The organism is Vibrio sp. TRT 21S02 (assembly GCF_050113675.1).
Classification (GTDB): domain Bacteria; phylum Pseudomonadota; class Gammaproteobacteria; order Enterobacterales; family Vibrionaceae; genus Vibrio.
In genome coordinates, this window is record NZ_JBNJOI010000009.1 from 46,866 (window position 1) to 69,923 (window position 23,058).

A 23,058-nucleotide genomic window follows, 5' to 3' on the forward strand; every position below is an offset into this window, starting at 1 on the left:
CAATGAGTAGTCAATTATTTAAAGTATCGACAATCGCAGCAACGGTTTTCTCTGCATTAAGTGCAAATGCTGCTATTTATCAAGTTGAAGATTTTGCTCCAGAAGGTGCATCAGTAAGCACATATGGCGTTGCAGTTCAGGCGTCTTCAGGTTCTGAGGATTGTTGGAACGGTACGTGTGGTAATTATGAAATCGCTGCAGAAACAAAAAAGAAAGAAGAAGGATACAACTATCGCGATGAAGCGCCTTTCTTCATGCCTTTTGGTTTCGATTATCTTAATGATAACAGGGATGGCTTCAGAAACTACTGTCGTTCATTCTTAGGATATTCAGATTCTTTGTGTGACAGTTGGGCTGATAAGCAATGGGACGGTTACTCTTATGAAGAAAGTGGTAACTATAATAATTCTCTTGCTTTCGTTAGCCCGTCGCAAAGTGAGATTTACCCAGAAAACACAGCAGTGAATGCATTGGACAGTGCGGGCAATGCGATCGGTAACCGCCGTGATAACACCAATAGAAATGTAGGTTTTGTTGAAGGAACCTATAGTGCTAGAGAATTGCTACCATCGGGTGCAGAAGCTTCTCATGTATGGGCTGAATTGGATGTTTCAGGCAAATCTTTTATTACAGGCAGTGTTTCTCGTAAACATAAGACTTCTGAGACTGAAGTAACCTCGAAAGCTACGGTTTGGGTAGATGGCGTCGCAAAGGAAATTTCGTGGCAACAAGGCGCAGAAGCCCGTGATTCTGTTCGACCACAAGGCAGTGCACGAGACTTAATGTCTGATGGTACAAATGTGTATGCCGTTGGTTACAACACGGATAGTGACGAGCGTTTTTTTGCATCTGTATTTAAATCTACAAACTCTGGGGCTACTTGGACCAATAAATTTGTTACAGGGTACCCATACGAAACCGACAAATATTTGAATTCTGTATTGAGCTCAGTAAACGACAACAATGTTGCAATTGGTACTGCTAAGTTAAGAGAAGCACAAAATGGTGCTTACGCGAATGGCTTATTCTACGTTACAAGCTTAACTTCTCCAGTTTATCGCTCATTTTCAGGCCCAATCTTCTTTACAGGAGCAAATGGGAAGGCTGGAGCGATCAACAACTTCAATGAAGTCGTTGGCCAGATTGATTTCGAAGATCACCGTGAAGTGAATGGTAAGCCACGGGCTCACCGAGGCTTTATTGCTCCGTTAAATGCTAGCAGCACGGATGATTCTCGAATGAGTCGCTTACAGTCACGTGCATGGTATTTAGATGACTTGACCAATGATGGCGTTGCTTCATCAACCAACAACCAGTACCGTATTATTGATGCCACAGACATCAACGATGCTGGTGTGATTTCAGGTACTGCATATAAATGTGCTGGTGGTTATGAAACAACAAATATTGACTCGCGTTGTGCGGGAACAGAATCTGTTGTTGCTGTGAAATTAACCCCAATCACAGGTGCTGCATCTTCCGATATTCAACCTCGTGGAATTACTCAAGAAACTGTAGAACGTAAGGGCGGAACCATTAGTTTATTGCTCTTAAGTGTTCTTGGTTTTATTGGGTTCCGTAGAAAATAGGTTAAATTTCATTCTATGGCGCAGGCTCACAAAAATGGGTCTGCGCTTTTTTTATGCCTTGAGAAAGGGAGCCATTTGATCGATTCTTAAAGGTGGAGTCATTAAATCTCCATAAAAATTTAATAGTAGTACGTTAGACACAATATATGTATGAGGACGACACTATGAAGAGACAAAAGCGTGACCGCTTGGAAAGAGCTCAATCTCAAGGATACAAAGCAGGTCTGAATGGCCGGTCCATGGAAACTTGCCCGTATCAACAGATGGATGCTCGATCCTATTGGCTAGGCGGTTGGCGTGATGCCAGAGAAGACAAACATATGGGTCTCTACAAATAAAACGACACTCTCCACATACACTAGAAGGAATACCGAGCCCCGAAAGGGGCTCACATTTTAAATCTTAATGCACTATAACTAAATCTATCGCGTACAAAAAAGCGACTCTATTGAGTCGCTTTATCATTAAAACTTGTATTAAAACGCAGAAGTGTCTTGGAACAGACCAACTTTTAGGTCTTTTGCTACGTAAATCTCTTTACCATCCACTAGAACGCGACCATCAGCTAATCCCATTACTAGCTTACGGTTAACAACACGTTTCATGTGAATTTCATAGGTAACTTTTTTCGCTGTTGGTAGGATTTGGCCAGTAAATTTCACTTCACCAACACCTAGCGCACGACCTTTGCCTTTGCCGCCAACCCAACCAAGGAAGAATCCAACCAATTGCCACATTGCATCAAGGCCTAAACAACCCGGCATTACTGGGTCACCAGGGAAGTGGCAGTCAAAGAACCATAAATCAGGTGTAATATCTAGCTCAGCAAGAATAAGACCTTTACCGTAGTCACCTTCAGTTTCAGACATCTTAGAGATGCGATCCATCATCAGCATATTTGGTGCTGGTAATTGAGGATAACCCGGGCCAAATAACTCACCTTGGCTTGAAGCTAGAAGATCTTCACGGTTATATGATTCACGTTTGTTTTGCATTATCAATGACTCCAATTTTTGATAGCAGCATGTTAGTGAACACGTGTACGCTAAACAACTCCGATCAGTACTAAACAAACCAGTTTTTGATACGGTCCACAATTCCTTGTGGTTGCTCATGAGCTGCAAAGTTTTCAATACGTTGTGCAATTTTAGCGATGACGCTGCTCTCGTCATCACCACGGAAAGGTTTATCCATTATGATTGGTATTGCTTCATCCACATTTGAAACTGACCAGATATGAAACTCGCCTTTTTTGATGCTTTCAGCAACATCTTTATGCAATGCAAGGTTCTTCAAGTTTGAGTTCGGCAGAATAACTCCTTGATTGCCGGTAAAGCCTTGGTGTTTACAGACATGATAAAAACCTTCAATCTTCTCATTTAAGCCGCCAACAGCTTGCACTCGACCAAATTGGTCAACAGCACCAGTAACGGCAATTTGCTGATTAATTGGATACTCAGATAGTGCACTTACAAAAGAGCAAAGCTCTGCAAGTGATGCACTGTCTCCATCAACTTCGCAGTAGGATTGTTCAAAAACAACGGATGCTGAATAAGGTAAAGGTTCATCCAAATTAAGCGCAGAACTTACAAAAGCTTGCATGATCATCATACCTTTGGCGTGCAAGTTTCCGCCTAATTCAGCTTTACGCTCAACGTCGGAGATATCGCCATCTCCAAAGTGGATAACGCAAGAGATACGAGCTGGCTCACCATAAGAAAGAGGGTGCCCAGGTAAATCTATAACCGTCAACCCATTCACTTGGCCAACACATTCCCCCTCAGTTTCGATAACAACTTGACCATCAAAAATATCAGAAAGAGCACGTTCTGGAAGGTAGGACTCTCTGTAGTAACGTTGGTCTATTGCTTTATCCAATGTATGGAAATCCAACTTGTCACTACTGCAGACGACTCTGGCTTCTTCGAAAAGAGCTCGGTACCAAAGGATGTCCAATGGCATATAGTTTTGATCTTCGGTGTGTCTAGCACCAGCGATCATCAAACGGTGAATTGCTTCAGAAGATAGGCTAGGTAAGTTGTAGTACTTGGTTAACCAGTTTAAGAAGGCAAGGTATGAACTTATGGTACGATTATTTAGAGCAATTTCAGTTTCAATTTCACTAAACAGTGACAAACCAGTGTGTAGCTCAGACTCTAAATACTCTAACTCAGACAGCTGATCGCGATCTCCAAGAACAATGATTTTGCCTTTAAAGTGATAGTCTAATGAAGTTGTTATTGGTTTCTTTAGATCTAAGTTTAATGGACTGATTGTTTGGCCAAGCAATGCGCTTTTGAGCTGTAGCCAACAAGTAGGGTTTGCGAGTAACAAATTTGCAGAAATAACGACATAACTATTTTCTTCCGATTGCAGAAACCCTGGATTGAAAAATTCAATTTCACCCTTACTGTCGGCTCGGTAGCTGCCTAAAAGCACTTTTTCGTCAATCGAATCAGTAGCAATTGCGCTAAGTTTCGTTTTATGAGTTATCGTGTTGGCAATTAGTTGACGATAAACCGAATTATCTGGACCATTTACAACGAGGAGCTTGTTAAACCCTTGTAATGATACAAAACAGTTTAATGCTTCATTTAAGCGAGGTTGAACGTTAATGAAGGAAGAGGGAGTGATGCCAATGACATCTTCTATTATTTCATTAAAGTGTGTGTACTGCGGAGTAACGGCTTCCCAGCTTTCTTGTATCATTAGCAACGTAGAGTTTTGTATAAAGGTGCAAGATTATATATACAAAGTTATACGAATAACACCTGAATCCTTTGAGTCACTCCCAAAAAGCAAATTAGACATAAGATAAGATGGTCAAAGCAAAAGTAGGGCGAGTGTATTGATCTTCCTCTGATTTTAAAGATCCTAATAATTGTATCACTTGTCAATTTGGGTTACGCTGTCACCATAATGAATGGAGTTTGCTTAAGACATGAAATATCAACAACTCGAGAACTTAGAATGTGGCTGGAAATGGAACTATCTGGTAAAGAAATGGAAAGATGGTGAGCAAATTACTCGTCATATAGACACGAGTGAGATTGATTCTGCAGTTCAATTGCTTAGGCAGTTAGAACATGAACCAACAAAGGTTCTTGAGTGGATAGATAATCACATGTCTCCGGAACTTGATAATAAACTTAAACAAGCGATTCGGGCAAAGCGTAAACGCCATTTTAATGCAGAGCAGGTTCATACTAAGAAAAAGTCGATTGATCTCGACTATCGTGTTTGGGAAAAATTATCGCAACGTGCGAATGACTTAGGTTGTACATTGTCTGATGCCATTGAATACTTGCTTTCTGAAGCGTCTCGTAGTGAAAAAGCGAGTAAAACGGTTAGTAGTCTGCGTGAAGATCTGTCTAAGCTTTTATCCGACTAAGGGGACGGTATGTTATATGTGATTTTGATAGCGGCAGGTGTTATTTTTTGGCTTGTTGCTATAGATCGACCAGTTTTGAAAGTTAAGTTTAAAGGCGGTGCAATAACAGAAGTGAAAGGGCACTTTCCTCCAAAATTCAAACACAACGTTACAGAGATTGGTGAAATCGTTCCTTTTGATGGAGAATTTAAAGTTTATCAAACTCGAAATGGCGCGAAATTGGTTTTTTCCAAAATTGTTCCTAAAAAGGTTCAGCAAAGGATTCGAAATGTCTTTCCTCACCAAGGTTTTAAAAAGGATCAGGGCAAAGTAAAAACAAGATAACAAACTTATCATTTCCATTCATTTATATACTCGCTCTCAAAAGGCTCTCTTCCTAGAGAAAGGCTGCACAAGCGCTGTTATCCTAAATAACAATAGGAGGCGCTATGAAACATCCAACATTTCTTATACTCATCTTATTTCTTCTGATCCCTGTTACTGGCCTTGCGAATGGTGATGACGCAACACGAAACGAAGTCGCTAAGAAACTTAAAGCAACAGCACTTAAGAAACTAAAAAATAAAGACTTAAATGGGTTTTGTGACATCTTTATAGAGATGGAATATGGCCACAAATATGGTCATGTAGTGAAGGTTACTAGTACAGGGAGTAGTCTATATTGCGCTAAAGTAAAGAAGTTTATAGATAAGCGAACACGTTATAAGTATGAGTATCCCGAAAAAATAATTCATCTACATATTTCAAGTTGATTGTTAGCCATACATCTACGGTGTGCTAGCCTTAAAATATGGCTTTTTTCCGAGTAAACGCACTTGCTAATAACTAATAAAACATATAATCAAGAAGCGAATGAGTTGGCTGATAAAATCACTTTAATGACGAAAGAGAGATATTCTAAGTGGTTGATAAGTCATAAATATATAGTTGATCAGTCTGATGTTGATGGCGTGTTAAGCCGACAAAGTGAATTTTGTGACACTGTAATTATAAAAGAGGCGGAAAGAGTTACAGAGAACCAAAGGTTATTACTAGAGTGTGAGAGTGCTCGTGTAGAAGAAAAGCAGAAAGCTTTGATCGATCGTCAAAAGGTTTTTCAATCTGTAGTTGATGAAGTGACACGCTATACAGAAGAATTAATGATCAACAGGTTGTCGGAACTTAATGTATTAAGGCTATTCGGTAAGTTCCCTGATTTTTCTTACTTTCTAGAGATGGCGTATTCTCCATCTTTAACGTACTCAAAACTAAGTACTTTAATAACTAACGATAATCAATTGAAGAACAACGTTGTAGAGCTCGTAAACAATCCTAAATTCTGTTCAAGAATTGGAAAGTCAGTTAGAGGAATAGCTGATCCTAAGGTGGCTTTGGGGGTTTTAGGTATCGATAATTGCAAAGTCCTTTTCCCAATCTTAATGGCCAAACCATTGTTGCGTTGGCATGAAAAAGTAACGAAAGCCATCGCACCTAAGCTATGGCAGCACATGATTTTAACCGCCAACGTGACGAAGTTAAGGCTACAGGACGCTGAATTAAAAAACTCTGAGCAAGGCATTGCGCTAGGTGTTTTGCGTACAATTAGTTATTTCGCGATCGTGAATCAATTTCCACAGCTTTTTGAAGATGCCTTGATCGAAAAGATGCAGGATTTTAGAAATAAAGACCAACGTGAACAATATTACGCTTGTGCGGAAATCAAGCCGACGTTAAAAGTTCTACCAAATGTCATCATCAAACTTGAAGAAAACCTGACGAGAAAGGTAGTTGAAAGTATTGAATGGACACCATTTAATATCCATTTGAAAAATGCATTGCTTGAAGATTTAGATCATGTGCCAGTGAAAGAACGCAGTGATCACGGTAAGGCATTGGCGCAAGCATTAGCGTATTCAGTGTATGACTCAATGGACAGAAGTAACGCATTTGTGGAAAAACATAAGCCGTTTTGGTTTGCAAGCGTACTGATGCCACCAGAGTCTTTGAAAAAGCTCCGAGCTGTTGGTGCTGGAAAAATTGAGTTAGTTAAGTAGCAAAAAGCTACTACAACGAGCCACATTTAAGTGCGTATTATTCTGTTTTATGTGAAATTAGTTTAAATACTGATTAAATACTCACTATGCCATTGGTAGACATTTTTTAACGCTGTCACACTTAATTAAAGTTAAGAAAATGCCTATACTGCTGTTTATTGTCACCAAAAGCCTTGAAAAATATGATTTTTGTTCCCTTTATAAGAATGAGAACAAGATCACATGAAAAAAGCAGTAAAAGACGAACTTTTCGACAATGGCCTATACAAAAATCAAATAAAGGATCTTCTCCTTTGGCACTTTGACGACCACAAAGAGGCCGCGGAATACTTCGGCGTTCATCCTAATACGGTTAAAAACTGGCTGGCTAAAGGCACATGGCCTTTGTCTGTCGTGCGCTTGCTCCTGATTATTCATCGAGGTTATTTGCCTACCTCTAAGGCTTGGCGAGGCTTTAAGATTCGTGGCGATAAGATGTTTACGCCAGGAGGCAGGGAGCTAACGGCGTATGATCTAATGGAGTTAGATATCAGGGTGTGTTTAAAGACGACTTCGAATGTGATCGAGTTCAGGCGTAAAAAAAAGAAACGTTATAGGCTTAAAAGTAAACAGGGCGGTCGTCGCCCTGTTTCTAGTGGTTAGCGGCTTATTTACGCTTTTTGCGTTTAGCCGGCTTTTTCTTGGCTTCGATGATTCGTCCACCTTTGCCCCAACGAAATCCCTTTTTCAGTGTTCCGTCTTTCTTCAGTGCTTCTTTCTTAGTCGCCATCTGGTTTCTGTCCTTTTTCAAGTAGTGTAATTCGTAGGTTGTGATTGCTTGTTACTCTGGTGAGCTGAAATGCTAGCCACAGACTGATTAATGTGTCGGGCGTTATTGTCCACCCGTTTAGAAAATCCATTTCTTATTTTCCCCTGAATTTGTGTGAGAAGAATTCGAGCAAGTAGCGAAGCATTGCGCGCATTCCGAGTGTATCTATCACTACCGCAGCTACCACGTACCAGTAATAATCAGGGATAGCTTGTAGTGCTTCGAATCCAGCGGCTACGGTCGGGGCGTAATTGGGGAAGAACGAGAGTACAAGAGGAATGAATACGGCCAATAGTATAAATTCATCTTTCCAGCCCCGGTCTTTGATAGAGAGTTCGTCCAGGTCTGCGGCTTTTTCTTCACCACTTGCTAAGCGTTTGACTTTAGCCTGGTGCTTGGCTTGCTCGATTTCATCTTTGCGTTTAAGTGCTTCAGCTTTGTTTTTGCCGTGCTGCTTGTACGCATCGATGCCGCCAGTAATGAGGTTTGCTATTGCTCCAATCATATGCTGTCCTCTGTGAGTGGTCGCCCAATCAAGTGCCGGTACTGAGGTTTCATGGCTCGGCCTTTGGTGCCAAATAGTTTGTAGAGAATTCCCTGGTATTCGGGAACTTTCCAAAATACGCGCTCCGCTTCACTGGTCAGGGTGTAATCCCAGTTAAGATGATGATCATCGATGACCAGGGCGGTCAGCTCGACGGGCTGATGTCCGTTGATACTGGACGTGATGTCACTAAGAACGTCACCCGCGGGTTTTGTCACATTATTTGCTGCACTGTCCAGGGCCTTAAAAGTACCTTTGGCCAGACTGCGCGCAATTAGATAAATGATGGTGATGATGGCAAGCACCATCACCAGGTTTAGCGTTGTACTACGCTGCTTCAATACCATCGCGAATAACCTTGCTATCGTATGGTTGAACTCCGTTCTCGTGCTTGATGATCACCTTAATTAATGGCTCATAATGTTGATAACCAATTGGGGTGTGCCGCGAAATCTTTAGGACTTTCTCCGCATGTGTGATGTAAGCATCTGTATCATTTTCATGAGGAGGTGCCCAACGATTGATGATGCCTTCAAGTGTATTGATGTTGTACTTGCTTTGGTATGTGTTGAGAATACGAGCTATGGCTCGAATACCATTTTCTGGTTTATCGAAGATGATAAAGCGACCATCGTTCCCAAGTCGGCCACGCCAAGGGGTTCCGTTGTCTTCAATGTTGCCAGGGTTCTTGTTTCGGATACCTCGTGGTGAGCTACCTGGCAATTTGTCAATGATATCTCGCGACATGATTGATTCTCCTTTTGTGATGAGTAAAGCGTATAGCGCAATAAGCGCGGCGATAATTATGTAAATTCTGTTCATAGGCTAAGCCCCGGGTAGCTTTGACGGGTCAAAGGCTGCTTGTGCGCTTGCGCCTGGTACGTTCATCAGAATCTCTTCTTCAGTCTCCTTGCGTCTGAATGCAACAAAACTGATGCCTACAGCGACGACCAGGAACACAAGCAGGTATCCGTGTTTCACACTGCCTCCTGTGTTGGGTCCGGGTCCGCGGGTTCGATAGTGCCGGCTTGTTCAGCGGCATCAATGCCCCATTGAGACCAAAAGCGATGGCCGCGAGGGATGTATGCTCTAACACCAGTTTTAGGGTTAGTTGCGATGACTGTATTTTTGTCCATGTTTGCGTATTTCATTGATTTCTTCCTTACGGCCGAGCATCAAAGGTAAGTCCAGGTTGGACCATCGAAAAGCCTGTACTTGTTGCCATCATCGTGACGCCTTGCGTTGATATCCATTGCGCTTTTAAATCAGACGCGTATGTGTCTTGGATGTTGTAGACGGCTGGAGTTGACGCCATTTCCACAGGAAGCTCTATCTGGCCTCTGCGATGTGACTCAGATGTATTGATTGGGTGTAACCAGTGATTACGCTTAGTGGCAAAATAGAAGCGCTGACACTGTTCAAGTTCATTAGCTGCCTGACAATAAACAGGCTTAACCTTGCTATCTGCGGCCACAACGCGGGTAAACTTAGAGTTGTCGCCACTGATTTCAATGGTGATGTATTCGCCGGCTCCAGCCAGGGCTTTATTGGCTCTACCGTTTACTTTGATAGCAGGTGACCCGGTCACAATATCCATATTGGTACGAATAAGGCGAGCGGCTTCTAGGTTGTTAGGTATCAACTGAATGATTGACCCACTGACCAGGCGAAAGCCATCCGCATCGATGTAAACTTCACATCCTGACGTGCCGGCTTTCCATCCATCACAGAAATAGTCACCCGCAGCAATCGTGCCGTCTGGCTCACTTGCCTGATTGATTTTTCCACGAGGGTTAATCAGCAAGTTCTCTGCAATGGCCTGACGAGGAGGAAGGTAACCAAAGTGCATTACATTTCCTCCCCAACGTAAAGGGCATCACCGACTGTGCCGGCTAATGAGATCTGGTTTGATGCTGGAAACGGCACAATTGCACCAGGCGCAACACGTAAGAAACCTTGCACAACAATGTCACCTTGATTGGTTTCAGGTGCTTGCAGTATCAGACCCTTACGGCCAGCTTTGGCAGCAATGGTTTTGTTGGCCACATCAAAAGAGATGTCTGCCAGTCCGTTAATGACAGGATCTTTTTGCTGCACGGTTTGCACTGCTGGCCAGTTGCTCACCTCAAAAGAAGACGGAAAAGCAGGGAAGTTACTCACCTGGAAAGAGGCCGGGAAATTTCCCACATTAACCGATTGATTAGCCGCAAAATTAACCGGAGGCATCGAGTTGATGTCAGCGGGCATTTGCAGATAAACAGGCAACGCAATACTGGTTGAAGCGATATTGACGCTTGAACCAATCCCCGCAGCTGCGGCCACAAATGCATCTTCGCCAGCTTCGATATCAACGTTATTGTCCACGCCTGTAGTGTTGTAGACTTCTAAACGAGTAAAGCGGTTTGATGGGTCGTTTCGACCTACATCATACTGCTCACCAAATCCCAGCGTAGCCGTAACTCCGGACGGGAAAAAGCGGATCGTTACGGGCGCACTACACGCCCGAACGTACACATAACGTCCTTCTGCTGAGATGGGTTTTCGTTCGTAGGCTTTAAGTAATGGCATTACTTTTTACTCCCGAAAAAGGTACTCAGTATCACCATGACGACCATTATCGTCACGGCCACCATAACGGCCCTGAGCATGTTTTTACTGGTTTCGGCGATGACGGCTTCACCGCCTGTTTGCACGTTTTGGGCGAGTTCCTTAATCGCTTCGACTTGCTCCTGACTCTGGCTGGCTTGCCGCATGGTCAGGTCGTTGAGTCCCTCGATGTGCTTATCTGTCAGGTCACTGACTGAATCCATCGATTCATCAAATATCCCTTCACCATAGGCGAGGGCCGATGACAGGGCCGCATCAGCAAAGAACAGCGACTCTTTACCCAGGTCAAAAGCAGCATTTACCGCGCCGTGGTCGGTGGTGGTAACCGTATTACCGTTTCCCATTACCGCTACGCCTTCGTTATCTCCTTGAAGAGCATAGTTATTGGTATTAACGACCGTACTGTTAGAGCTGGCAGAACTGGATCCACTTCGTCCCATTATTCACCTCCAACATTCATGCGATAAACGCGCTCAGTTTCCCGAAACGGCAAACCAAGCAGCTCAACTAGACCAGGGCGGGAAGAGTGGAAACGGATCGAGTAGCAACCAATGTTGTTAGCTTGCTCAACAACCCGCGGAGCGGATTGCTTGATGTCCGAACCAACGGCCGCAACAATGACCATTTCCAACCCCTGAAAATCGCGCTCGATACGCACGACATACAGCGTTTTGCCAATTTCCCAAATCGTGGACTCACCACGTTTTATCTCGCTCAGAATCGCTTCAGAGAAATCACCTAAAGCCGGGATTAGCACCTTGGCCAACTCTGACGAGTAAGGTTTATTTACGATTTCGAGATGCATGGAAAAACGCCCCCACCAAAATTAATGCAACGATAACCACCGCTACGCCTAGCCCGGTGGTGCTGGTTTCGTTTCGGTTACCAATACCGCCAAAGTTCATCGAGCCTTGAGAGTTCGATGACCCCGACGTGGCCGGGCCTGCGCCTGCGCTGATACCACCCGCGCCACCGGTGACGCCTCCGAGTAGTCCCATCATAGGCAGTTACCTCCGACGAGAGCCGGAGAGCACAACGACAAGGACGATTAAGAAGAACGTCATGGCCATGCCACCCCAGGCCCACAACGGCAAGCCGCCGTACTTCTGGTTTGCCGTCTGCACCAGGGTGGTGCCGTCTGAATCTTGCCCCTTGGCTGGTTCTACTTCGCGGAACTCATTTGGATCCCCGGTGTTCTGAGGAATGGTGTTCTGGCTTTGTAGATACTTCCACTTTTCGGCTTCTGCGGCGGCTTCCGCCTTACCGACTTCACCGTAAGCATTCAGACCTTCATTGAGCGCGCTTTGAAAAAAATCACTCCAAGACATACACGCTCCTTAATCTTTCGGTAGTTGCTTCACCATACGAACGCCATCAATCAACACACCAAAGTCACCCGCGGCGGCTTTTTCGATGCGATAGACAAGGTTTCCGCTTGGGTCGTATTGATGGAAGATGCCAAGCGCGCCAAAGCCTTGCTGCACAAAATCAACAACCAGGTCAGCAGCGACCGGAACGCGTTTGAATTCCTTCAAATCTTTATCCAGGTCTGCTTTTGTGCCTTTCATAAAGGTGGTGTTGTTCTGCTTGATCTCGATGCTTTTTAGATCAGCGGCATCAGCACCGGTCATAAACAAACGGCGTACAAAGAAATCGCTTTCACTGTCTACCTGAATGTCATTGAAGCCGGCTTTGTTCGCACGTAGTGAGGTTGAGATGATTTCCGGAAGGAAATAACGCTCTGGCTGCGCTGGCATGGTCAATGCGCGAGCGGTCAGAACAGGGGCAGCAACACCAGATTTTAGTTTGACGTAACATTTCCAAGAGTCGGTAATTTTTGTCACCATCTCACCAAGGAACTGTCCCTCTAAACTGGTCATTGACGGGTCACCGAAGTAAACAGTGATTCGATCGTCTTGCCATTCTAGACCGGCTTCGACTGCCATCTTTTTCAGCTCGGCAGGCGTTGCCCAAATATGAACCTTACCGTTGAGCTTAAAGCTGATGTACTCGATATCATTCGTGGCAAGAGAAAGGTTATGGCCAATCTCTACTTTGAAGTAAGTAGGACCAACTGGAATGGTCAGAATCGCTTCTTTCCCGGCCTGAACGTTTTCCCAGCGGTCGATATCTTGAGAGCGGGGAATGACATTGGCCATGAGGGCGCGTACGGCTGCTTTGAGTTGTTGTGACATTACACACCTACCTTATTAGCGACCTGCGCTACCTTTGTACTTTTCTTTTTCGCAAACCCAATCACCACCAGAACGATAACAACGACAACCGCCGTACCGCCCCAGGCTTTTAGGTTCTTCTTGGTTTTTGCATCCACAATAAAATTCCTTTGGTTGTGAACAGTGATAAAGAAACCTGACCATAACCAACGACTTCCGGAACTCGTCAAAGGCGAAAACAAAAAAGCTCCGGGGTCTCCGGAGCTTCTGAATGAAATGAAACGTATTAGTCGTAATTAACACCGGCAAAACGCCCGTCATCCCGGAACTTCTTCAGCTTTCCGTCAATCCGGAATTGAGGGGAGCCTTGCTGCCATATCTTCGAGCTGGCACCCTTAAAATCAATGTGACCGGCACACACTACACCGGCACCGCTGCGCCACTGGAAGAACTCAAGCGGCTTACGTGGGATTAAGTCGATATCGACCCCAAGCTTACGCGCAATGTAGGCCGCGTCATCGTCGGTGTTATGCATGGCCACGTGAATGAACGAAGCATTGTTCATGATGGACTTATCCACTTCCTGACCGCGTTGCACCGTAGCCAGAATTAGCGGTTCATAGGCCAGCCCCTGGTTAATGAGTCGTCCCCACGCGCCGGCGGCTTTTGCTGTGCCAGTGACCGCGGCCAACTCTTCACAGATAATTGCAGCGGGATCCTGGCGGTTAAAATTAAATGCCACCTGGCAAAACAGCTCGAAGTGTTTTGGATCTGAGCTGATAAAGGCAATCTTTCCGGCTCCGGTTGTGCTCCGGGCCTTCTCTAAGAACTCTTGCGGCTCCGTGCAAGCTTCAAAGCCCATCTGATAGGCGTATTCGCCTTTGGGGTCCCAACCAATCACCCGGGGACGCTTCTCGGCAATCCGTTTTATGATCACCGATTTACCGGAGCGTGATACACCAATGGCAATGATCATTTGTCCGTCTTTACGCGTTGTCATCTTGCTTTACCTCCGGTTGTGGTTCGATTTGCTTGGCTTGTGCTGCGGCTTTTTCCAAATATTCATCGTAAACGCGCTGACCTAGTCCCCAGGCAGCAAATGCCAGGCTGATGTACATGCCGTTTTCTGATAAGAACTGAACAAGGCCACCTTTTGGATAGTGGTGGATAATGACCGGTGACAGAGCCTCAACGAACTCGTCTATGGCATCATCACAGGCTTCTAAACCAACCATACGGCGAACCGCTGACTTACTGAGCTTGGATACACTTTGATTCGTCACCGCGATACCGTGGCGCAGCATTTCTGGTGTCACTTCCGGATCGTCTTTCCATTTTTCCAGAGTGGCCAGCTCAAGGTCGATGTGATTCATCTTGTCGACGGTTTCCGGAGAGGCGACGCGCTCGGCCTCAAATTCTTCCGGTGCACAAGGTTCGTCATTCGCGGCTAACGTGTCGTCATTCGCCGCCACAAATCCCCATTTTTCAGCGATGAGGTCATATTCACGCTCTACCGTTTCCGGTGATATATCTACTTGGTTCATTTGCTCTTAATCCATAAGTGTGTTGAAACCAGACCAGAAGCCCTTTTTTTCCGGTGCTTCTCCGGTGTGTGTACCGGTGTGGTCTACATCCTGTGAGTCTTTATTTTCCGGTAGCTCCACCGGTGCTTTTGTGGCGTCATCAACCAGCTTTTGTAGCCTGGCTTGTCCTGCCCGGGTTTGAAACGACAACACACCGCAGTCCGGGCACTTTAAATCAAGGGCTGAACGTGCGCCGCCGCGGGAGCGGATCTCAGCATCAGAGCCGCAGGCAGGACAGGGGACAGAGATTAGCGTTTTAGCCATGCTGCACCTCCACATTTACGGCATTTGCGTGGTCATCAATCATGCGAAAATGGCCACGAATCGCCGCCGTAATGGGGTTGATGCGTTGAAAGCGTTGGATATTGCAACTTTCTACCGTCAGTGTGTAATAACCAGAATAAAAAGCAGGGGTGTTAAACATGCTCACCCCCTTGCAGGTACTGATTTATCAGTAGCTGAGCAAGTTCAAGCTGCAATCCTTCATACGTTTTGCGAAAGCTGCGTTCCTCGGCGCGCAGTTCTAGATATTCCGGCATTTCTGCGAAGACATCCGCGAGTGCGTCCAGATCGGGAACACTGGCCATTGGGTTGAGCTTGGCCATCATGCCGGTGCTTTTCGGTGGTTGCATCGCCGCAGCACCGGACATCATTCGCTTTTCGAGTTCAAGCATCTGGCTATACAGCGCATCAAGTTGCTGCTTGCATTTGTCGAGTTCGATATATATGACTTGGGGTGATTTCATTGTATTTCCTCTGCCTCTCGGCACTGGTTAGTAGATTGGATCGTTAGCCGCTTTAAGCGGTCGAAGCTGTGAAAGAATTTGAGTATTAAGCGCGGATTGTTCGCCGGTGAGTTGGCCACCAATACGAACAAAGCTCATCACTTGGGGAAGCGGGAGAGGTTGTGAGACAACCGAACGGTATAGAGACAGCTTATTATTTTGATTAGGGAGCTGCCTTTGAATTTTAAGAATAGACATACGCTTGTTCCTTAACTGACGTTAGAGAAACAAGTCGGGAGATTTTACGAAGCCAATACTATGGATTATACGGCAAAGATTTAGCTCTTAATACAAAAGTTGCAGTTCAACTCGAATTTATGCCTACTCCATCATTGAATCAACTTGCTTATGTGTGAATAATTTCCCTGCCTTTTAGGCGCATTACGTAATGAAAATAAGGGAATAACACATGAAAAAAACGTTAGCTGTGTTGGCGATTGGAGCTGCTTTAACTGGATGTGGCGGCGGTGGCGGTGATGATGCCAGTAATTCAACCCAAAGTTCTACCTACACAAAAGACGGCATTTATCTGAATGATACAGATCTAGTTGTGATGCTTGTTGATACCGACCTTGCAGACACAGCGATGCTCGTTGGTGACTACGTTGACAACTCGCTTTATTTTAATGACACACACACCGTCAACGACAATACTATGACGACAAAAGGGTTAGCCTACGTTTCATCGTCTGCTTATGCCTATGACGCAGACCTTGAAACTACTGTAACGTTTACCAGTACCGGTGCGACCATTAGCGGCGTAGTCGACAACACGAACCTGGTGTACTCGTTTGAGCGTACCGGAGACAGTGCCCAGATTGCCGACATTACCGGAACCCACACCAATCCTGATGATGGCTCAACGTGGATAATCAACAGCGATAGCACGTTTACCATTAACGGCATTTGTACCATCAACGGAACACTGAACCGAGTAAAAGGGTATTACGCTGCTGAGAACGTGGTCGCAAGTGGCTGCAGTGACTCGAATCTGAATGGTTCCGACTACAAAGCCCGAGTGATTACCGTTGAGCAATCGGGAACTACCTATATTTTAGGTGCAATGGCTAACGATACTGGAATACTTTGGGGGAGTACCCCAATCTAAACCCCTCTGAGCGTACAGCAACCACCTTCGGGTGGTTGTTTTCTTCTTGCTTTAAAATCTCGCCTCCTTTCCTTGCTAAGCCATCGCGAAGCGATATAAACGGCCACGATACTAACCGCCAATGAGAAAGCTATTCGATTGTATTGGAGTGTCCCGTTATTGGGGCCCGTTAAATCGCCTCGATGATGTTAGATATAGGCACCTGAGTTTCCAGCGATTTAATGGGATGTACCCTTACCTTTATCCCCGAGTTTCGAGGGGTAAAGGTATAAGGTTCTTAATTTCATTAATACCATCTGTTCTAGTCGAAGACTAAGCCGGCCACATATTAGGGGTAACAACTAATAGTGAAAACTAGGAGTAGTTTAATCAACACACTCACAGGGTTATCCACAAAACCTGTGGAAAATGGTTGAAATGTAGCCACCTAATAAAATGTATGTTGTGAGTAAAACGAAAACGACATGCCCGAACGGCGTACTAAGTACAAAATTGACTTACCAAAGTGCCTAGAGTGGGCTAAGACAACAAAAAAAGCCCCAACTAAGGGGCATAGCAAGCGAAGGACGTTAAACGGGTATAGGCTCAGGCTGAGCGAGATTTTGCGCCGCTTCTTTGCGTCTGCGGCGTAAAAGGGTAATCGGAGTTTGAATGTATTTAATCGGTCGTCCTAGACGACGTGACAGCATTTTTAGCCAGTCTTTAGCTGCTGCTTTGGCTTCCTGGTATTGCTCTAAAATACCAAGGTCTTTGAAGTACGTTTCTGTTACGCGCTTTATCGATGCTAGGCCGCGCCATCTGTCTAAATTGTCTTTGCCGGTGTAACGTTCGCGTGGCTGCTTAGATGTGATCCAACCCTTAGCGAAAGCAAACTTAGTGCATTGCTTAACGCGCCATAAAGGAAGGCCGCATTCATCCGCGATGAATTGCCAGGAACGAAGCGAAAAACCGTGCATAGTGGCAACGCCGACTTTGTTTGAACGAAAGCACATTTCATTCACCAGAACGGTCATCACTTTTGTGATGTCCTGGACAAAGGATTTGCGAATACCACGACCGTTAGTTGTTAGGAATGCAGCTGAGCTAGAAGGGCATTTAGCGATTTTTTCCAAAACAGAACGATTAAGAGACGCCAGCGGGCGGTCTTTACGTTGTTTTCCTGTTTGGTTAATCAAGCTCATAAGTGCTAAGCCACCTTATGAATTGATTTGAAACTAAAACTTTGACTTGTATCTAACATGTTGATGATCCTTTTCTCATAAATCTGGTCAATAATAGGGGTTCATATGCATTTCTCTCAGATAGCCCCCATAAGCGCTTCGAATCACTAAGGGGGCTGAGAAAGGCTTGTGAAGTCTCCCGACTTGACTTGTCCAGTCCTCAACGATTTGAATCTCCAACTGAACGATCACGATTAAAGACTATTTTTATAGTGGATGGAAGCACTCGACATCCACCGTGTGCAGCATCTATGCTTGCGATTGGAGGTAGAAAAATGATTAATTCATTGGACTTACTCAACCGTTTAAAGGTTGAAAAACAGTTACTTAGCAATAGAGCTGTAGCTAGATACTTAGAAATTAGCCACTATACCGTTAATCAAATAGGCAAAGGTGGTGTTTGGAGTGATGATTTAGCATGTGAAATAGCAGATATCTTAGATTTAGATGTAGATTTGATTTTGCTTGCGATAATTGCCGAACGTTCCAAGAATTCACGAGTAATCGAAGCGGTCGAACGTATAACTAATGATAAAAAGATTGCTTAATATGGTGGGCCAAAAGTAAAGGTAACTAATTGATATAATGGTAAAAGTTACCTTTCTTTTTTGTCTATCTCAGTGCGTATTATCTATCTTATGTTAAATGGTGTATTTGAATCCTAAAAACTCTATCGAAGATAACTCCTCTTCTTTTACCTGCTTTATGGGAATTGAACATAATAGATTTACCATAAAATACCTAATAATCAGTTTTATTATCTGACGATATAATCTGATTATTAGGTGTGATATCACGACAAGATTTTTGATTATTTAAAGCTTACCACTATGGTGTAGCTTTCTTTCTCATTTAATAACATGATTTGATTGTTTTCTTGTACCAAATCTTCAATATTGATCTTCCAAAAATCTCGTGTATTGCTACTTTTTTTATTGTCCTTGAGCTGTGATATTTCCCATTCCATATTTGGCCTAGAAATCACGACAAATTCACCTTTTTTGTCTATTACAAAGTGATTAGTTGTCACATTAAACTCACACTTGTTATCAATTTCACAATTGAATTTATGCACTTCTTGATAGCTCCACGTACGCCAGAAAAAGGCAATGACTAAAATGGTTAACATGATGATTATTTGAGCAAAACGCACACGTGTTAGTTTCTCTGCCGCCATGTTCGGGTGTTCTCCGTGTAACAAAGTTCAAAGTTTTAAAATAAAAGGACTAAAACCAGAGCGACTGTAAGGTTACTACTCTGTCATTGAATTGTTAAATGAAGTATAGTTATCGCTTGAAAATGCCACTTTTTTTTAAAATCGGCCAGATTTATTAACCTATTGAAATAGGTTCTTTTTCTAAATGATTTGGGTGGCATTACGACATGAGTCGTGTTGGAAGTAAAGTGTAGTTAATTAGAAATTGGAAGCATGCAAATGAGCCAAGAAAAGCAGCTTGAACAAAACTACAACTATACGGTCGTTCGTCAATTTACCCTTGTTACTATTTTATGGGGTATTGTCGGTATGGCTGTTGGTGTTTTGATTGCCGCTCAATTAGTTTGGCCACAGCTAAACTTTGATACGCCGTGGTTGACGTACAGTCGCTTACGTCCTCTGCATACTAATGCGGTTATTTTCGCGTTTGGTACGAGTGCCCTATTCGCAACATCCTACTATGTTGTGCAGCGTACTTGTCAAACTCGCCTCTTTGGTGGCCCCCTTGTCCCATTCACATTCTGGGGATGGCAAGCAATAATCCTTGCTGCTGCAATCACTCTACCGTTGGGTTATACCTCTGGTAAAGAGTATGCAGAGCTGGAATGGCCTATCGACATTGCTATTGCAGTTGTATGGGTAGCATACGCTGTAGTGTTCTTTGGAACACTCATTAAGCGTAATACTTCTCACATCTACGTGGCAAACTGGTTCTTCGGTGCCTTTATTATTACTGTAGCTGTGCTACATATAGTGAATAGCATGGCTATTCCAGTTGCGCTTGGAAAGTCGTACTCGATCTATTCAGGTGCAGTAGATGCAATGGTGCAATGGTGGTACGGTCATAATGCAGTAGGTTTCCTACTTACGGCCGGTTTCCTAGGTATGATGTATTATTTTGTACCCAAGCAAGCTGAACGCCCTGTTTATTCTTACCGTTTATCAATTGTTCACTTTTGGGCTCTAGTCTCTCTTTATATTTGGGCTGGTCCTCACCACCTTCACTATACAGCGTTACCTGACTGGACTCAGTCTTTGGGAATGGTTATGTCTTTGGTCCTATTTGCTCCTTCATGGGGTGGTATGATTAACGGTATCATGACACTGTCTGGTGCTTGGCATAAGCTTCGCTACGATCCAATTTTACGATTCTTGATCGTATCTTTATCATTCTACGGCATGTCGACCTTCGAAGGTCCGATGATGTCAATTAAGACCGTAAACGCGCTTTCTCACTACACTGACTGGACTGTTGGTCATGTTCACTCAGGAGCTTTAGGTTGGGTTGCAATGGTCTCCATCGGTTCGGTTTATCACTTAATTCCTCGTTTGTTTGGACAAGAGCGTATGTACTCTGTCGGTTTGATCAATGCTCACTTCTGGTTAGCGACAATCGGTACTGTTCTGTATATCGTTGCAATGTGGATCTCTGGTGTTATGCAAGGCCTGATGTGGCGTGCGGTTAACTCAGATGGTACGTTGACATACAGCTTTGTTGAGTCTGTACAAGCCTCTTATCCGTTCTACACTGTTCGCTTTATTGGTGGTTTTATTTTCTTATCAGGAATGTTCCTAATGGCATACAACGCCTATAAGACAATTAACGCACCTAAAAATAGCCTGAAAGCTATACAGCAACCTGTCTAAGGAGATTTAAGAATGAGCTCAAATTCTAACAATCGCCATGAAGTTGTTGAACGCAATGTCGGCTTACTGGCGATTTTAATTGTTTTTGCTATCAGTTTGGGTGCTTTGGTAGAAATCACACCGTTGATTTTCCAAAAGCAAACAAATGAAGCTGTAGACAATCTACGTCCTTACACTGCGCTTGAAATGGAAGGTCGAGATGTCTATATCCGAGAAGGTTGTAATGTATGTCACAGCCAAATGATCCGTCCATTCCGCTCAGAAACAGAACGTTATGGTCACTACTCTGTTGCCGGTGAAAGTGTTTGGGAACACCCTTTCCTTTGGGGTTCAAAACGTACTGGCCCAGACTTAGCTCGTGTCGGTGGTCGTTACTCAGATGAGTGGCACCGAGTCCATTTACTAGACCCTCGTGAACTTGTTCCTGAGTCAAATATGCCTGCATTCCCTTGGCTTGCAGACAATGTGCTTGATGGAAAGTTGACGCAGAAGAAACTAGAAGTGTTCCGCAACCAGTTTGGTGTGCCATACACGGATGAGCAAATTGCAAATGCAGCGAAAGATGTCGAAGGGAAAACAGAGATGGATGCCATCATTGCTTACCTTCAGTCTCTTGGTCATGCAATGAAGTAAGGGGAAAATTATGGATATCGGTACTATTCACAGTATTTGGACCATAGTTCTTTTTGTTAGCTTTCTAGGTGTAGTCTGGTGGGCTTATGGCAAAAGTCGTAAAGCTCGTTTTGATGAGGCTGCAAACTTAGTATTTGCTGATGAGGAGAAGACCCCCTCAAAAGAACAAGGAGTGACTAAGTAATGACTACATTTTGGAGTCTATGGATCATCGTAATCACCGTTGGTACATTGCTTGGCTGTGCTGCGCTTTTGATCTGGTGCCTAAAAGATAAAATGGGTGTCGAAGAAGGCGAAGACATGGGGCATGAGTACGATGGTATTCGCGAGCTTAATAACCCACTGCCTAAGTGGTGGACTTACCTATTCGTCGGTACGTTTGTATTCGCTGCTATCTATCTAACACTGTACCCTGGTCTGGGTAACTTTAAAGGTGTACTAGGCTGGCAAAGCTCGGATCAAACCGTAACTTCCCTAGAGCAATCGAAAGCCTCTATTAGTTCGGCTCAAGAAAACAAGCGTTTAGTTCAATATGCAAAAGAGTTAGATGATGCTGATGCTTACTTTGGTGAAGCATTTAAACAACTTGCTTACAATGAAAACGGCTTACGCCCAATTCATGAAATTGCTTCTAATGAGGAAGCTGTTAAAGTTGGTCAACGTTTGTTCTTGCAAAACTGTTCTCAGTGTCATGGTTCGGATGCCCGTGGTCAGAAAGGGTTCCCTAACCTGACTGATAATGCATGGCTGTACGGTGGTGAGCCTCAAGCAATTGTCACAACAATCATGCAAGGCCGTATTGGCCAAATGCCAGGTTGGAAAGACGCGCTTGGTGAAGACGGCGTAAAGGAAGTTGTTAGCTATACACTTAGCCTATCTGGACGCTCAGTAAATGCTCGTGAAGCAGAAGCTGGCAAAGCTCGCTTCGTCGTGTGTGCGGCTTGTCATGGTACTGATGGTAAGGGTAACCCTGCTGTTGGTGCACCTGATTTGACCGACCAATATTGGTTATTCGGCGGTTCACGTGCAGATGTAACTGAAACAGTCATGAATGGCCGTTCTGGTGTGATGCCAGCATGGAAAGATCTTCTTGGTGAAGATAAAGTTCAGCTTGTATCAGCTTATGTTTGGAGCCTAAACAATTCTGACAATAAGTAACATTTCAATAACAGCCCCTTTCTAAGGGGCTGTCTTTCCTATAGATTTATCCTGTTTCATTTAGTAGTTGAGAACTTTTTTATGGTAAAGCCTTGGTATAAACAATTCTGGCCGTGGTTTCTAATCATTCTACCGCTGACAGTAGTGGTATGGACGATTATCACGGTAATTGTATTCTCACAAAATTCAGTGTCTCTTGTTACTGAGGATTACTATAAAAAAGGTAAAGGTATAAATATCGATCTTTCTAAAATAAACATTGCGAAAGAATTAAAACTGGGTGCATCAGTTTATTCAGATGGCAATGATATTGTAATCCGTTTTGATAAAGGTGAACTTGAGCATTACCCTGCAATTACTGCAATGTTTGCTCATCGGACTCTCCCTGATCGTGACTTCAGTAAGTTGCTCACTTCTGATGCCAAAGGTATGTATCGCTTCACTCTAGAACAAGAGCTTCAAGGTCCATGGTTTATTGAGCTCACCCCTCATAACTCTGAGTGGCTTATTCAAGGACGTGTCGGCTTCCCATCGTCATCTCCAACCCAGCTAATGAATTAAG

The 23,058-nt window shown here is 44.0% G+C and carries 38 protein-coding genes; 14 read left to right on the top strand and 24 right to left on the bottom strand.

Annotation, left to right across the window (positions count from 1 at the left end; all coding sequences use genetic code 11):
- Positions 1–2 precede the first annotated feature (2 nt).
- Together ACQEXU_RS13125 and rmf are read left to right on the top strand one after the other, a co-directional pair.
- Entirely contained in the window at positions 3–1,589 is a 1,587-nt protein-coding gene (locus ACQEXU_RS13125) for a DUF3466 family protein (protein ID WP_427011152.1), read from the top strand.
- 164 nt (positions 1,590–1,753) lie between these two features.
- A complete protein-coding gene (gene rmf / locus ACQEXU_RS13130; protein ID WP_367986440.1) occupies positions 1,754–1,927 on the top strand; it encodes a ribosome modulation factor in 174 nt (57 codons plus the stop codon).
- A 138-nt stretch (positions 1,928–2,065) separates the two neighbouring features.
- Here rmf and fabA read toward each other — a convergent pair whose 3' ends face one another.
- Together fabA and ACQEXU_RS13140 are read right to left on the bottom strand one after the other, a co-directional pair.
- Entirely contained in the window at positions 2,066–2,584 is a 519-nt protein-coding gene (fabA, locus tag ACQEXU_RS13135) for a bifunctional 3-hydroxydecanoyl-ACP dehydratase/trans-2-decenoyl-ACP isomerase (protein WP_367986439.1), read from the bottom strand.
- A gap of 70 nt (positions 2,585–2,654) precedes the next feature.
- Positions 2,655–4,298 carry a S16 family serine protease gene (locus ACQEXU_RS13140; RefSeq protein ID WP_427011153.1) on the bottom strand — a complete coding sequence of 548 codons (1,644 nt, stop codon included), beginning with the start codon at positions 4,296–4,298 and terminating at the stop codon, positions 2,655–2,657.
- 232 nt (positions 4,299–4,530) lie between these two features.
- Here ACQEXU_RS13140 and matP point away from each other — a divergent pair, with 232 nt between their 5' ends.
- The 5 genes from matP to ACQEXU_RS13165 all read left to right on the top strand — a co-directional run bounded on the left by matP (position 4,531) and on the right by ACQEXU_RS13165 (position 7,655).
- Positions 4,531–4,980: a macrodomain Ter protein MatP gene (gene matP / locus ACQEXU_RS13145; protein ID WP_367986436.1), complete on the top strand. Its 450-nt coding sequence runs from the start codon at positions 4,531–4,533 to the stop codon at positions 4,978–4,980.
- A 9-nt stretch (positions 4,981–4,989) separates the two neighbouring features.
- Entirely contained in the window at positions 4,990–5,304 is a 315-nt protein-coding gene (locus ACQEXU_RS13150; protein WP_427011154.1) for a DUF3634 family protein, read from the top strand.
- Between the two features lie 104 nt (positions 5,305–5,408).
- Positions 5,409–5,732, top strand: a complete 324-nt coding sequence (locus ACQEXU_RS13155) for a hypothetical protein (RefSeq protein ID WP_427011155.1) — start codon at positions 5,409–5,411, stop codon at positions 5,730–5,732.
- Between the two features lie 63 nt (positions 5,733–5,795).
- Positions 5,796–7,013, top strand: coding sequence for an HDOD domain-containing protein (locus tag ACQEXU_RS13160; protein WP_427011156.1), 1,218 nt, complete (start codon positions 5,796–5,798; stop codon positions 7,011–7,013).
- Positions 7,014–7,235: 222 nt separating this feature from the next.
- Positions 7,236–7,655 carry a DUF3653 domain-containing protein gene (locus tag ACQEXU_RS13165; RefSeq protein WP_427011157.1) on the top strand — a complete coding sequence of 140 codons (420 nt, stop codon included), beginning with the start codon at positions 7,236–7,238 and terminating at the stop codon, positions 7,653–7,655.
- Between the two features lie 4 nt (positions 7,656–7,659).
- Here ACQEXU_RS13165 and ACQEXU_RS13170 read toward each other — a convergent pair whose 3' ends face one another.
- The 20 genes from ACQEXU_RS13170 to ACQEXU_RS13265 all read right to left on the bottom strand — a co-directional run bounded on the left by ACQEXU_RS13170 (position 7,660) and on the right by ACQEXU_RS13265 (position 15,712).
- Positions 7,660–7,782 carry a hypothetical protein gene (locus tag ACQEXU_RS13170; RefSeq protein WP_427011158.1) on the bottom strand — a complete coding sequence of 41 codons (123 nt, stop codon included), beginning with the start codon at positions 7,780–7,782 and terminating at the stop codon, positions 7,660–7,662.
- 133 nt (positions 7,783–7,915) lie between these two features.
- Positions 7,916–8,326 carry a hypothetical protein gene (locus tag ACQEXU_RS13175; RefSeq protein ID WP_427011159.1) on the bottom strand — a complete coding sequence of 137 codons (411 nt, stop codon included), beginning with the start codon at positions 8,324–8,326 and terminating at the stop codon, positions 7,916–7,918.
- Positions 8,323–8,712, bottom strand: a complete 390-nt coding sequence (locus tag ACQEXU_RS13180; RefSeq protein WP_427011160.1) for a hypothetical protein — start codon at positions 8,710–8,712, stop codon at positions 8,323–8,325. Before ACQEXU_RS13180 ends, ACQEXU_RS13175 begins: the two co-directional genes overlap by 4 nt.
- Positions 8,693–9,112 (bottom strand): structural protein, encoded by a 420-nt coding sequence (locus ACQEXU_RS13185; protein WP_427011161.1) that lies wholly within the window; start codon positions 9,110–9,112, stop codon positions 8,693–8,695. The genes ACQEXU_RS13180 and ACQEXU_RS13185 overlap by 20 nt, the downstream gene beginning before the upstream one ends.
- Positions 9,113–9,190: 78 nt before the next feature.
- Entirely contained in the window at positions 9,191–9,325 is a 135-nt protein-coding gene (locus ACQEXU_RS13190) for a hypothetical protein (protein ID WP_427011162.1), read from the bottom strand.
- Positions 9,326–9,342: 17 nt separating this feature from the next.
- On the bottom strand, positions 9,343–9,516 hold the full coding sequence (locus tag ACQEXU_RS13195) for a hypothetical protein (protein ID WP_427011163.1): 174 nt from the start codon (positions 9,514–9,516) through the stop codon (positions 9,343–9,345).
- An 11-nt stretch (positions 9,517–9,527) separates the two neighbouring features.
- Positions 9,528–10,214 carry a hypothetical protein gene (locus ACQEXU_RS13200; protein ID WP_427011164.1) on the bottom strand — a complete coding sequence of 229 codons (687 nt, stop codon included), beginning with the start codon at positions 10,212–10,214 and terminating at the stop codon, positions 9,528–9,530.
- Entirely contained in the window at positions 10,214–10,933 is a 720-nt protein-coding gene (locus ACQEXU_RS13205; protein WP_427011165.1) for a hypothetical protein, read from the bottom strand. Before ACQEXU_RS13205 ends, ACQEXU_RS13200 begins: the two co-directional genes overlap by 1 nt.
- Positions 10,933–11,412 carry a hypothetical protein gene (locus ACQEXU_RS13210; RefSeq protein ID WP_427011166.1) on the bottom strand — a complete coding sequence of 160 codons (480 nt, stop codon included), beginning with the start codon at positions 11,410–11,412 and terminating at the stop codon, positions 10,933–10,935. The genes ACQEXU_RS13205 and ACQEXU_RS13210 overlap by 1 nt, the downstream gene beginning before the upstream one ends.
- Complete coding sequence (locus tag ACQEXU_RS13215; protein ID WP_427011167.1) at positions 11,412–11,777, bottom strand: hypothetical protein; 366 nt, start codon at positions 11,775–11,777, stop codon at positions 11,412–11,414. Before ACQEXU_RS13215 ends, ACQEXU_RS13210 begins: the two co-directional genes overlap by 1 nt.
- Complete coding sequence (locus ACQEXU_RS13220; protein ID WP_427011168.1) at positions 11,755–11,973, bottom strand: hypothetical protein; 219 nt, start codon at positions 11,971–11,973, stop codon at positions 11,755–11,757. Before ACQEXU_RS13220 ends, ACQEXU_RS13215 begins: the two co-directional genes overlap by 23 nt.
- Before the next feature lie 6 nt (positions 11,974–11,979).
- On the bottom strand, positions 11,980–12,300 hold the full coding sequence (locus ACQEXU_RS13225; RefSeq protein ID WP_427011169.1) for a hypothetical protein: 321 nt from the start codon (positions 12,298–12,300) through the stop codon (positions 11,980–11,982).
- A 9-nt stretch (positions 12,301–12,309) separates the two neighbouring features.
- The gene (locus ACQEXU_RS13230) at positions 12,310–13,167 is read right to left on the bottom strand and encodes a major capsid protein P2 (protein WP_427011170.1); all 858 of its coding nucleotides are present in this window, start codon (positions 13,165–13,167) and stop codon (positions 12,310–12,312) included.
- Positions 13,167–13,304 (bottom strand): hypothetical protein, encoded by a 138-nt coding sequence (locus tag ACQEXU_RS13235; protein ID WP_427011171.1) that lies wholly within the window; start codon positions 13,302–13,304, stop codon positions 13,167–13,169. The genes ACQEXU_RS13230 and ACQEXU_RS13235 overlap by 1 nt, the downstream gene beginning before the upstream one ends.
- 128 nt (positions 13,305–13,432) lie before the next feature.
- The gene (locus ACQEXU_RS13240) at positions 13,433–14,146 is read right to left on the bottom strand and encodes a hypothetical protein (RefSeq protein WP_427011172.1); all 714 of its coding nucleotides are present in this window, start codon (positions 14,144–14,146) and stop codon (positions 13,433–13,435) included.
- Positions 14,133–14,690, bottom strand: coding sequence for a hypothetical protein (locus ACQEXU_RS13245; protein WP_427011173.1), 558 nt, complete (start codon positions 14,688–14,690; stop codon positions 14,133–14,135). Before ACQEXU_RS13245 ends, ACQEXU_RS13240 begins: the two co-directional genes overlap by 14 nt.
- A 6-nt stretch (positions 14,691–14,696) precedes the next feature.
- Positions 14,697–14,993, bottom strand: a complete 297-nt coding sequence (locus tag ACQEXU_RS13250; protein WP_427011174.1) for a hypothetical protein — start codon at positions 14,991–14,993, stop codon at positions 14,697–14,699.
- The gene (locus tag ACQEXU_RS13255; protein ID WP_427011175.1) at positions 14,986–15,153 is read right to left on the bottom strand and encodes a hypothetical protein; all 168 of its coding nucleotides are present in this window, start codon (positions 15,151–15,153) and stop codon (positions 14,986–14,988) included. Before ACQEXU_RS13255 ends, ACQEXU_RS13250 begins: the two co-directional genes overlap by 8 nt.
- On the bottom strand, positions 15,146–15,475 hold the full coding sequence (locus ACQEXU_RS13260; protein WP_427011176.1) for a hypothetical protein: 330 nt from the start codon (positions 15,473–15,475) through the stop codon (positions 15,146–15,148). Before ACQEXU_RS13260 ends, ACQEXU_RS13255 begins: the two co-directional genes overlap by 8 nt.
- A 27-nt stretch (positions 15,476–15,502) precedes the next feature.
- Positions 15,503–15,712 (bottom strand): hypothetical protein, encoded by a 210-nt coding sequence (locus ACQEXU_RS13265; RefSeq protein ID WP_427011177.1) that lies wholly within the window; start codon positions 15,710–15,712, stop codon positions 15,503–15,505.
- 211 nt (positions 15,713–15,923) lie between these two features.
- Between ACQEXU_RS13265 and ACQEXU_RS13270 the strand changes: the two genes are divergently transcribed.
- The gene (locus tag ACQEXU_RS13270) at positions 15,924–16,622 is read left to right on the top strand and encodes a hypothetical protein (protein ID WP_427011178.1); all 699 of its coding nucleotides are present in this window, start codon (positions 15,924–15,926) and stop codon (positions 16,620–16,622) included.
- A 569-nt stretch (positions 16,623–17,191) separates the two neighbouring features.
- On the opposite strand, the gene ACQEXU_RS13275 is transcribed toward ACQEXU_RS13270, so the two are convergent.
- A complete protein-coding gene (locus ACQEXU_RS13275; RefSeq protein WP_427011179.1) occupies positions 17,192–17,803 on the bottom strand; it encodes a hypothetical protein in 612 nt (203 codons plus the stop codon).
- Between the two features lie 314 nt (positions 17,804–18,117).
- Here ACQEXU_RS13275 and ACQEXU_RS13280 point away from each other — a divergent pair, with 314 nt between their 5' ends.
- A complete protein-coding gene (locus tag ACQEXU_RS13280) occupies positions 18,118–18,390 on the top strand; it encodes a hypothetical protein (RefSeq protein ID WP_427011180.1) in 273 nt (90 codons plus the stop codon).
- 263 nt (positions 18,391–18,653) lie between these two features.
- Here the strand turns inward: ACQEXU_RS13280 and ACQEXU_RS13285 are convergent, their stop codons facing one another.
- A complete protein-coding gene (locus ACQEXU_RS13285) occupies positions 18,654–19,019 on the bottom strand; it encodes a hypothetical protein (protein ID WP_427011181.1) in 366 nt (121 codons plus the stop codon).
- Positions 19,020–19,277: 258 nt separating this feature from the next.
- Here ACQEXU_RS13285 and ccoN point away from each other — a divergent pair, with 258 nt between their 5' ends.
- The 5 genes from ccoN (at position 19,278) to ACQEXU_RS13310 (ending at position 23,057) form a co-directional block, all read left to right on the top strand.
- Positions 19,278–20,705, top strand: coding sequence for a cytochrome-c oxidase, cbb3-type subunit I (ccoN, locus tag ACQEXU_RS13290; RefSeq protein ID WP_367986430.1), 1,428 nt, complete (start codon positions 19,278–19,280; stop codon positions 20,703–20,705).
- Between the two features lie 12 nt (positions 20,706–20,717).
- Complete coding sequence (gene ccoO, locus ACQEXU_RS13295; RefSeq protein ID WP_367986429.1) at positions 20,718–21,338, top strand: cytochrome-c oxidase, cbb3-type subunit II; 621 nt, start codon at positions 20,718–20,720, stop codon at positions 21,336–21,338.
- A 10-nt stretch (positions 21,339–21,348) separates the two neighbouring features.
- Entirely contained in the window at positions 21,349–21,522 is a 174-nt protein-coding gene (locus ACQEXU_RS13300; protein WP_367986427.1) for a cbb3-type cytochrome oxidase subunit 3, read from the top strand.
- A complete protein-coding gene (ccoP, locus tag ACQEXU_RS13305) occupies positions 21,522–22,496 on the top strand; it encodes a cytochrome-c oxidase, cbb3-type subunit III (protein ID WP_427011182.1) in 975 nt (324 codons plus the stop codon). The genes ACQEXU_RS13300 and ccoP overlap by 1 nt, the downstream gene beginning before the upstream one ends.
- An 81-nt stretch (positions 22,497–22,577) precedes the next feature.
- Entirely contained in the window at positions 22,578–23,057 is a 480-nt protein-coding gene (locus ACQEXU_RS13310; protein ID WP_427011183.1) for a FixH family protein, read from the top strand.
- Position 23,058 lies beyond the last annotated feature (1 nt).

Coding starts and splice junctions, on each gene's coding strand:
- ACQEXU_RS13125 (WP_427011152.1), top strand. CDS start 3: ATGAGTAGTCAATTATTTAAAGTATCGACAATCGCAGCAACGGTTTTC.
- rmf (WP_367986440.1), top strand. CDS start 1,754: ATGAAGAGACAAAAGCGTGACCGCTTGGAAAGAGCTCAATCTCAAGGA.
- fabA (WP_367986439.1), bottom strand. CDS start 2,584: ATGCAAAACAAACGTGAATCATATAACCGTGAAGATCTTCTAGCTTCA.
- ACQEXU_RS13140 (WP_427011153.1), bottom strand. CDS start 4,298: ATGATACAAGAAAGCTGGGAAGCCGTTACTCCGCAGTACACACACTTT.
- matP (WP_367986436.1), top strand. CDS start 4,531: ATGAAATATCAACAACTCGAGAACTTAGAATGTGGCTGGAAATGGAAC.
- ACQEXU_RS13150 (WP_427011154.1), top strand. CDS start 4,990: ATGTTATATGTGATTTTGATAGCGGCAGGTGTTATTTTTTGGCTTGTT.
- ACQEXU_RS13155 (WP_427011155.1), top strand. CDS start 5,409: ATGAAACATCCAACATTTCTTATACTCATCTTATTTCTTCTGATCCCT.
- ACQEXU_RS13165 (WP_427011157.1), top strand. CDS start 7,236: ATGAAAAAAGCAGTAAAAGACGAACTTTTCGACAATGGCCTATACAAA.
- ACQEXU_RS13170 (WP_427011158.1), bottom strand. CDS start 7,782: ATGGCGACTAAGAAAGAAGCACTGAAGAAAGACGGAACACTGAAAAAG.
- ACQEXU_RS13175 (WP_427011159.1), bottom strand. CDS start 8,326: ATGATTGGAGCAATAGCAAACCTCATTACTGGCGGCATCGATGCGTAC.
- ACQEXU_RS13180 (WP_427011160.1), bottom strand. CDS start 8,712: ATGGTATTGAAGCAGCGTAGTACAACGCTAAACCTGGTGATGGTGCTT.
- ACQEXU_RS13185 (WP_427011161.1), bottom strand. CDS start 9,112: ATGTCGCGAGATATCATTGACAAATTGCCAGGTAGCTCACCACGAGGT.
- ACQEXU_RS13195 (WP_427011163.1), bottom strand. CDS start 9,516: ATGAAATACGCAAACATGGACAAAAATACAGTCATCGCAACTAACCCT.
- ACQEXU_RS13200 (WP_427011164.1), bottom strand. CDS start 10,214: ATGCACTTTGGTTACCTTCCTCCTCGTCAGGCCATTGCAGAGAACTTG.
- ACQEXU_RS13205 (WP_427011165.1), bottom strand. CDS start 10,933: ATGCCATTACTTAAAGCCTACGAACGAAAACCCATCTCAGCAGAAGGA.
- ACQEXU_RS13210 (WP_427011166.1), bottom strand. CDS start 11,412: ATGGGACGAAGTGGATCCAGTTCTGCCAGCTCTAACAGTACGGTCGTT.
- ACQEXU_RS13215 (WP_427011167.1), bottom strand. CDS start 11,777: ATGCATCTCGAAATCGTAAATAAACCTTACTCGTCAGAGTTGGCCAAG.
- ACQEXU_RS13220 (WP_427011168.1), bottom strand. CDS start 11,973: ATGATGGGACTACTCGGAGGCGTCACCGGTGGCGCGGGTGGTATCAGC.
- ACQEXU_RS13225 (WP_427011169.1), bottom strand. CDS start 12,300: ATGTCTTGGAGTGATTTTTTTCAAAGCGCGCTCAATGAAGGTCTGAAT.
- ACQEXU_RS13230 (WP_427011170.1), bottom strand. CDS start 13,167: ATGTCACAACAACTCAAAGCAGCCGTACGCGCCCTCATGGCCAATGTC.
- ACQEXU_RS13240 (WP_427011172.1), bottom strand. CDS start 14,146: ATGACAACGCGTAAAGACGGACAAATGATCATTGCCATTGGTGTATCA.
- ACQEXU_RS13245 (WP_427011173.1), bottom strand. CDS start 14,690: ATGAACCAAGTAGATATATCACCGGAAACGGTAGAGCGTGAATATGAC.
- ACQEXU_RS13250 (WP_427011174.1), bottom strand. CDS start 14,993: ATGGCTAAAACGCTAATCTCTGTCCCCTGTCCTGCCTGCGGCTCTGAT.
- ACQEXU_RS13255 (WP_427011175.1), bottom strand. CDS start 15,153: ATGTTTAACACCCCTGCTTTTTATTCTGGTTATTACACACTGACGGTA.
- ACQEXU_RS13260 (WP_427011176.1), bottom strand. CDS start 15,475: ATGAAATCACCCCAAGTCATATATATCGAACTCGACAAATGCAAGCAG.
- ACQEXU_RS13265 (WP_427011177.1), bottom strand. CDS start 15,712: ATGTCTATTCTTAAAATTCAAAGGCAGCTCCCTAATCAAAATAATAAG.
- ACQEXU_RS13270 (WP_427011178.1), top strand. CDS start 15,924: ATGAAAAAAACGTTAGCTGTGTTGGCGATTGGAGCTGCTTTAACTGGA.
- ACQEXU_RS13275 (WP_427011179.1), bottom strand. CDS start 17,803: ATGAGCTTGATTAACCAAACAGGAAAACAACGTAAAGACCGCCCGCTG.
- ACQEXU_RS13280 (WP_427011180.1), top strand. CDS start 18,118: ATGATTAATTCATTGGACTTACTCAACCGTTTAAAGGTTGAAAAACAG.
- ACQEXU_RS13285 (WP_427011181.1), bottom strand. CDS start 19,019: ATGGCGGCAGAGAAACTAACACGTGTGCGTTTTGCTCAAATAATCATC.
- ccoN (WP_367986430.1), top strand. CDS start 19,278: ATGAGCCAAGAAAAGCAGCTTGAACAAAACTACAACTATACGGTCGTT.
- ccoO (WP_367986429.1), top strand. CDS start 20,718: ATGAGCTCAAATTCTAACAATCGCCATGAAGTTGTTGAACGCAATGTC.
- ACQEXU_RS13300 (WP_367986427.1), top strand. CDS start 21,349: ATGGATATCGGTACTATTCACAGTATTTGGACCATAGTTCTTTTTGTT.
- ccoP (WP_427011182.1), top strand. CDS start 21,522: ATGACTACATTTTGGAGTCTATGGATCATCGTAATCACCGTTGGTACA.
- ACQEXU_RS13310 (WP_427011183.1), top strand. CDS start 22,578: ATGGTAAAGCCTTGGTATAAACAATTCTGGCCGTGGTTTCTAATCATT.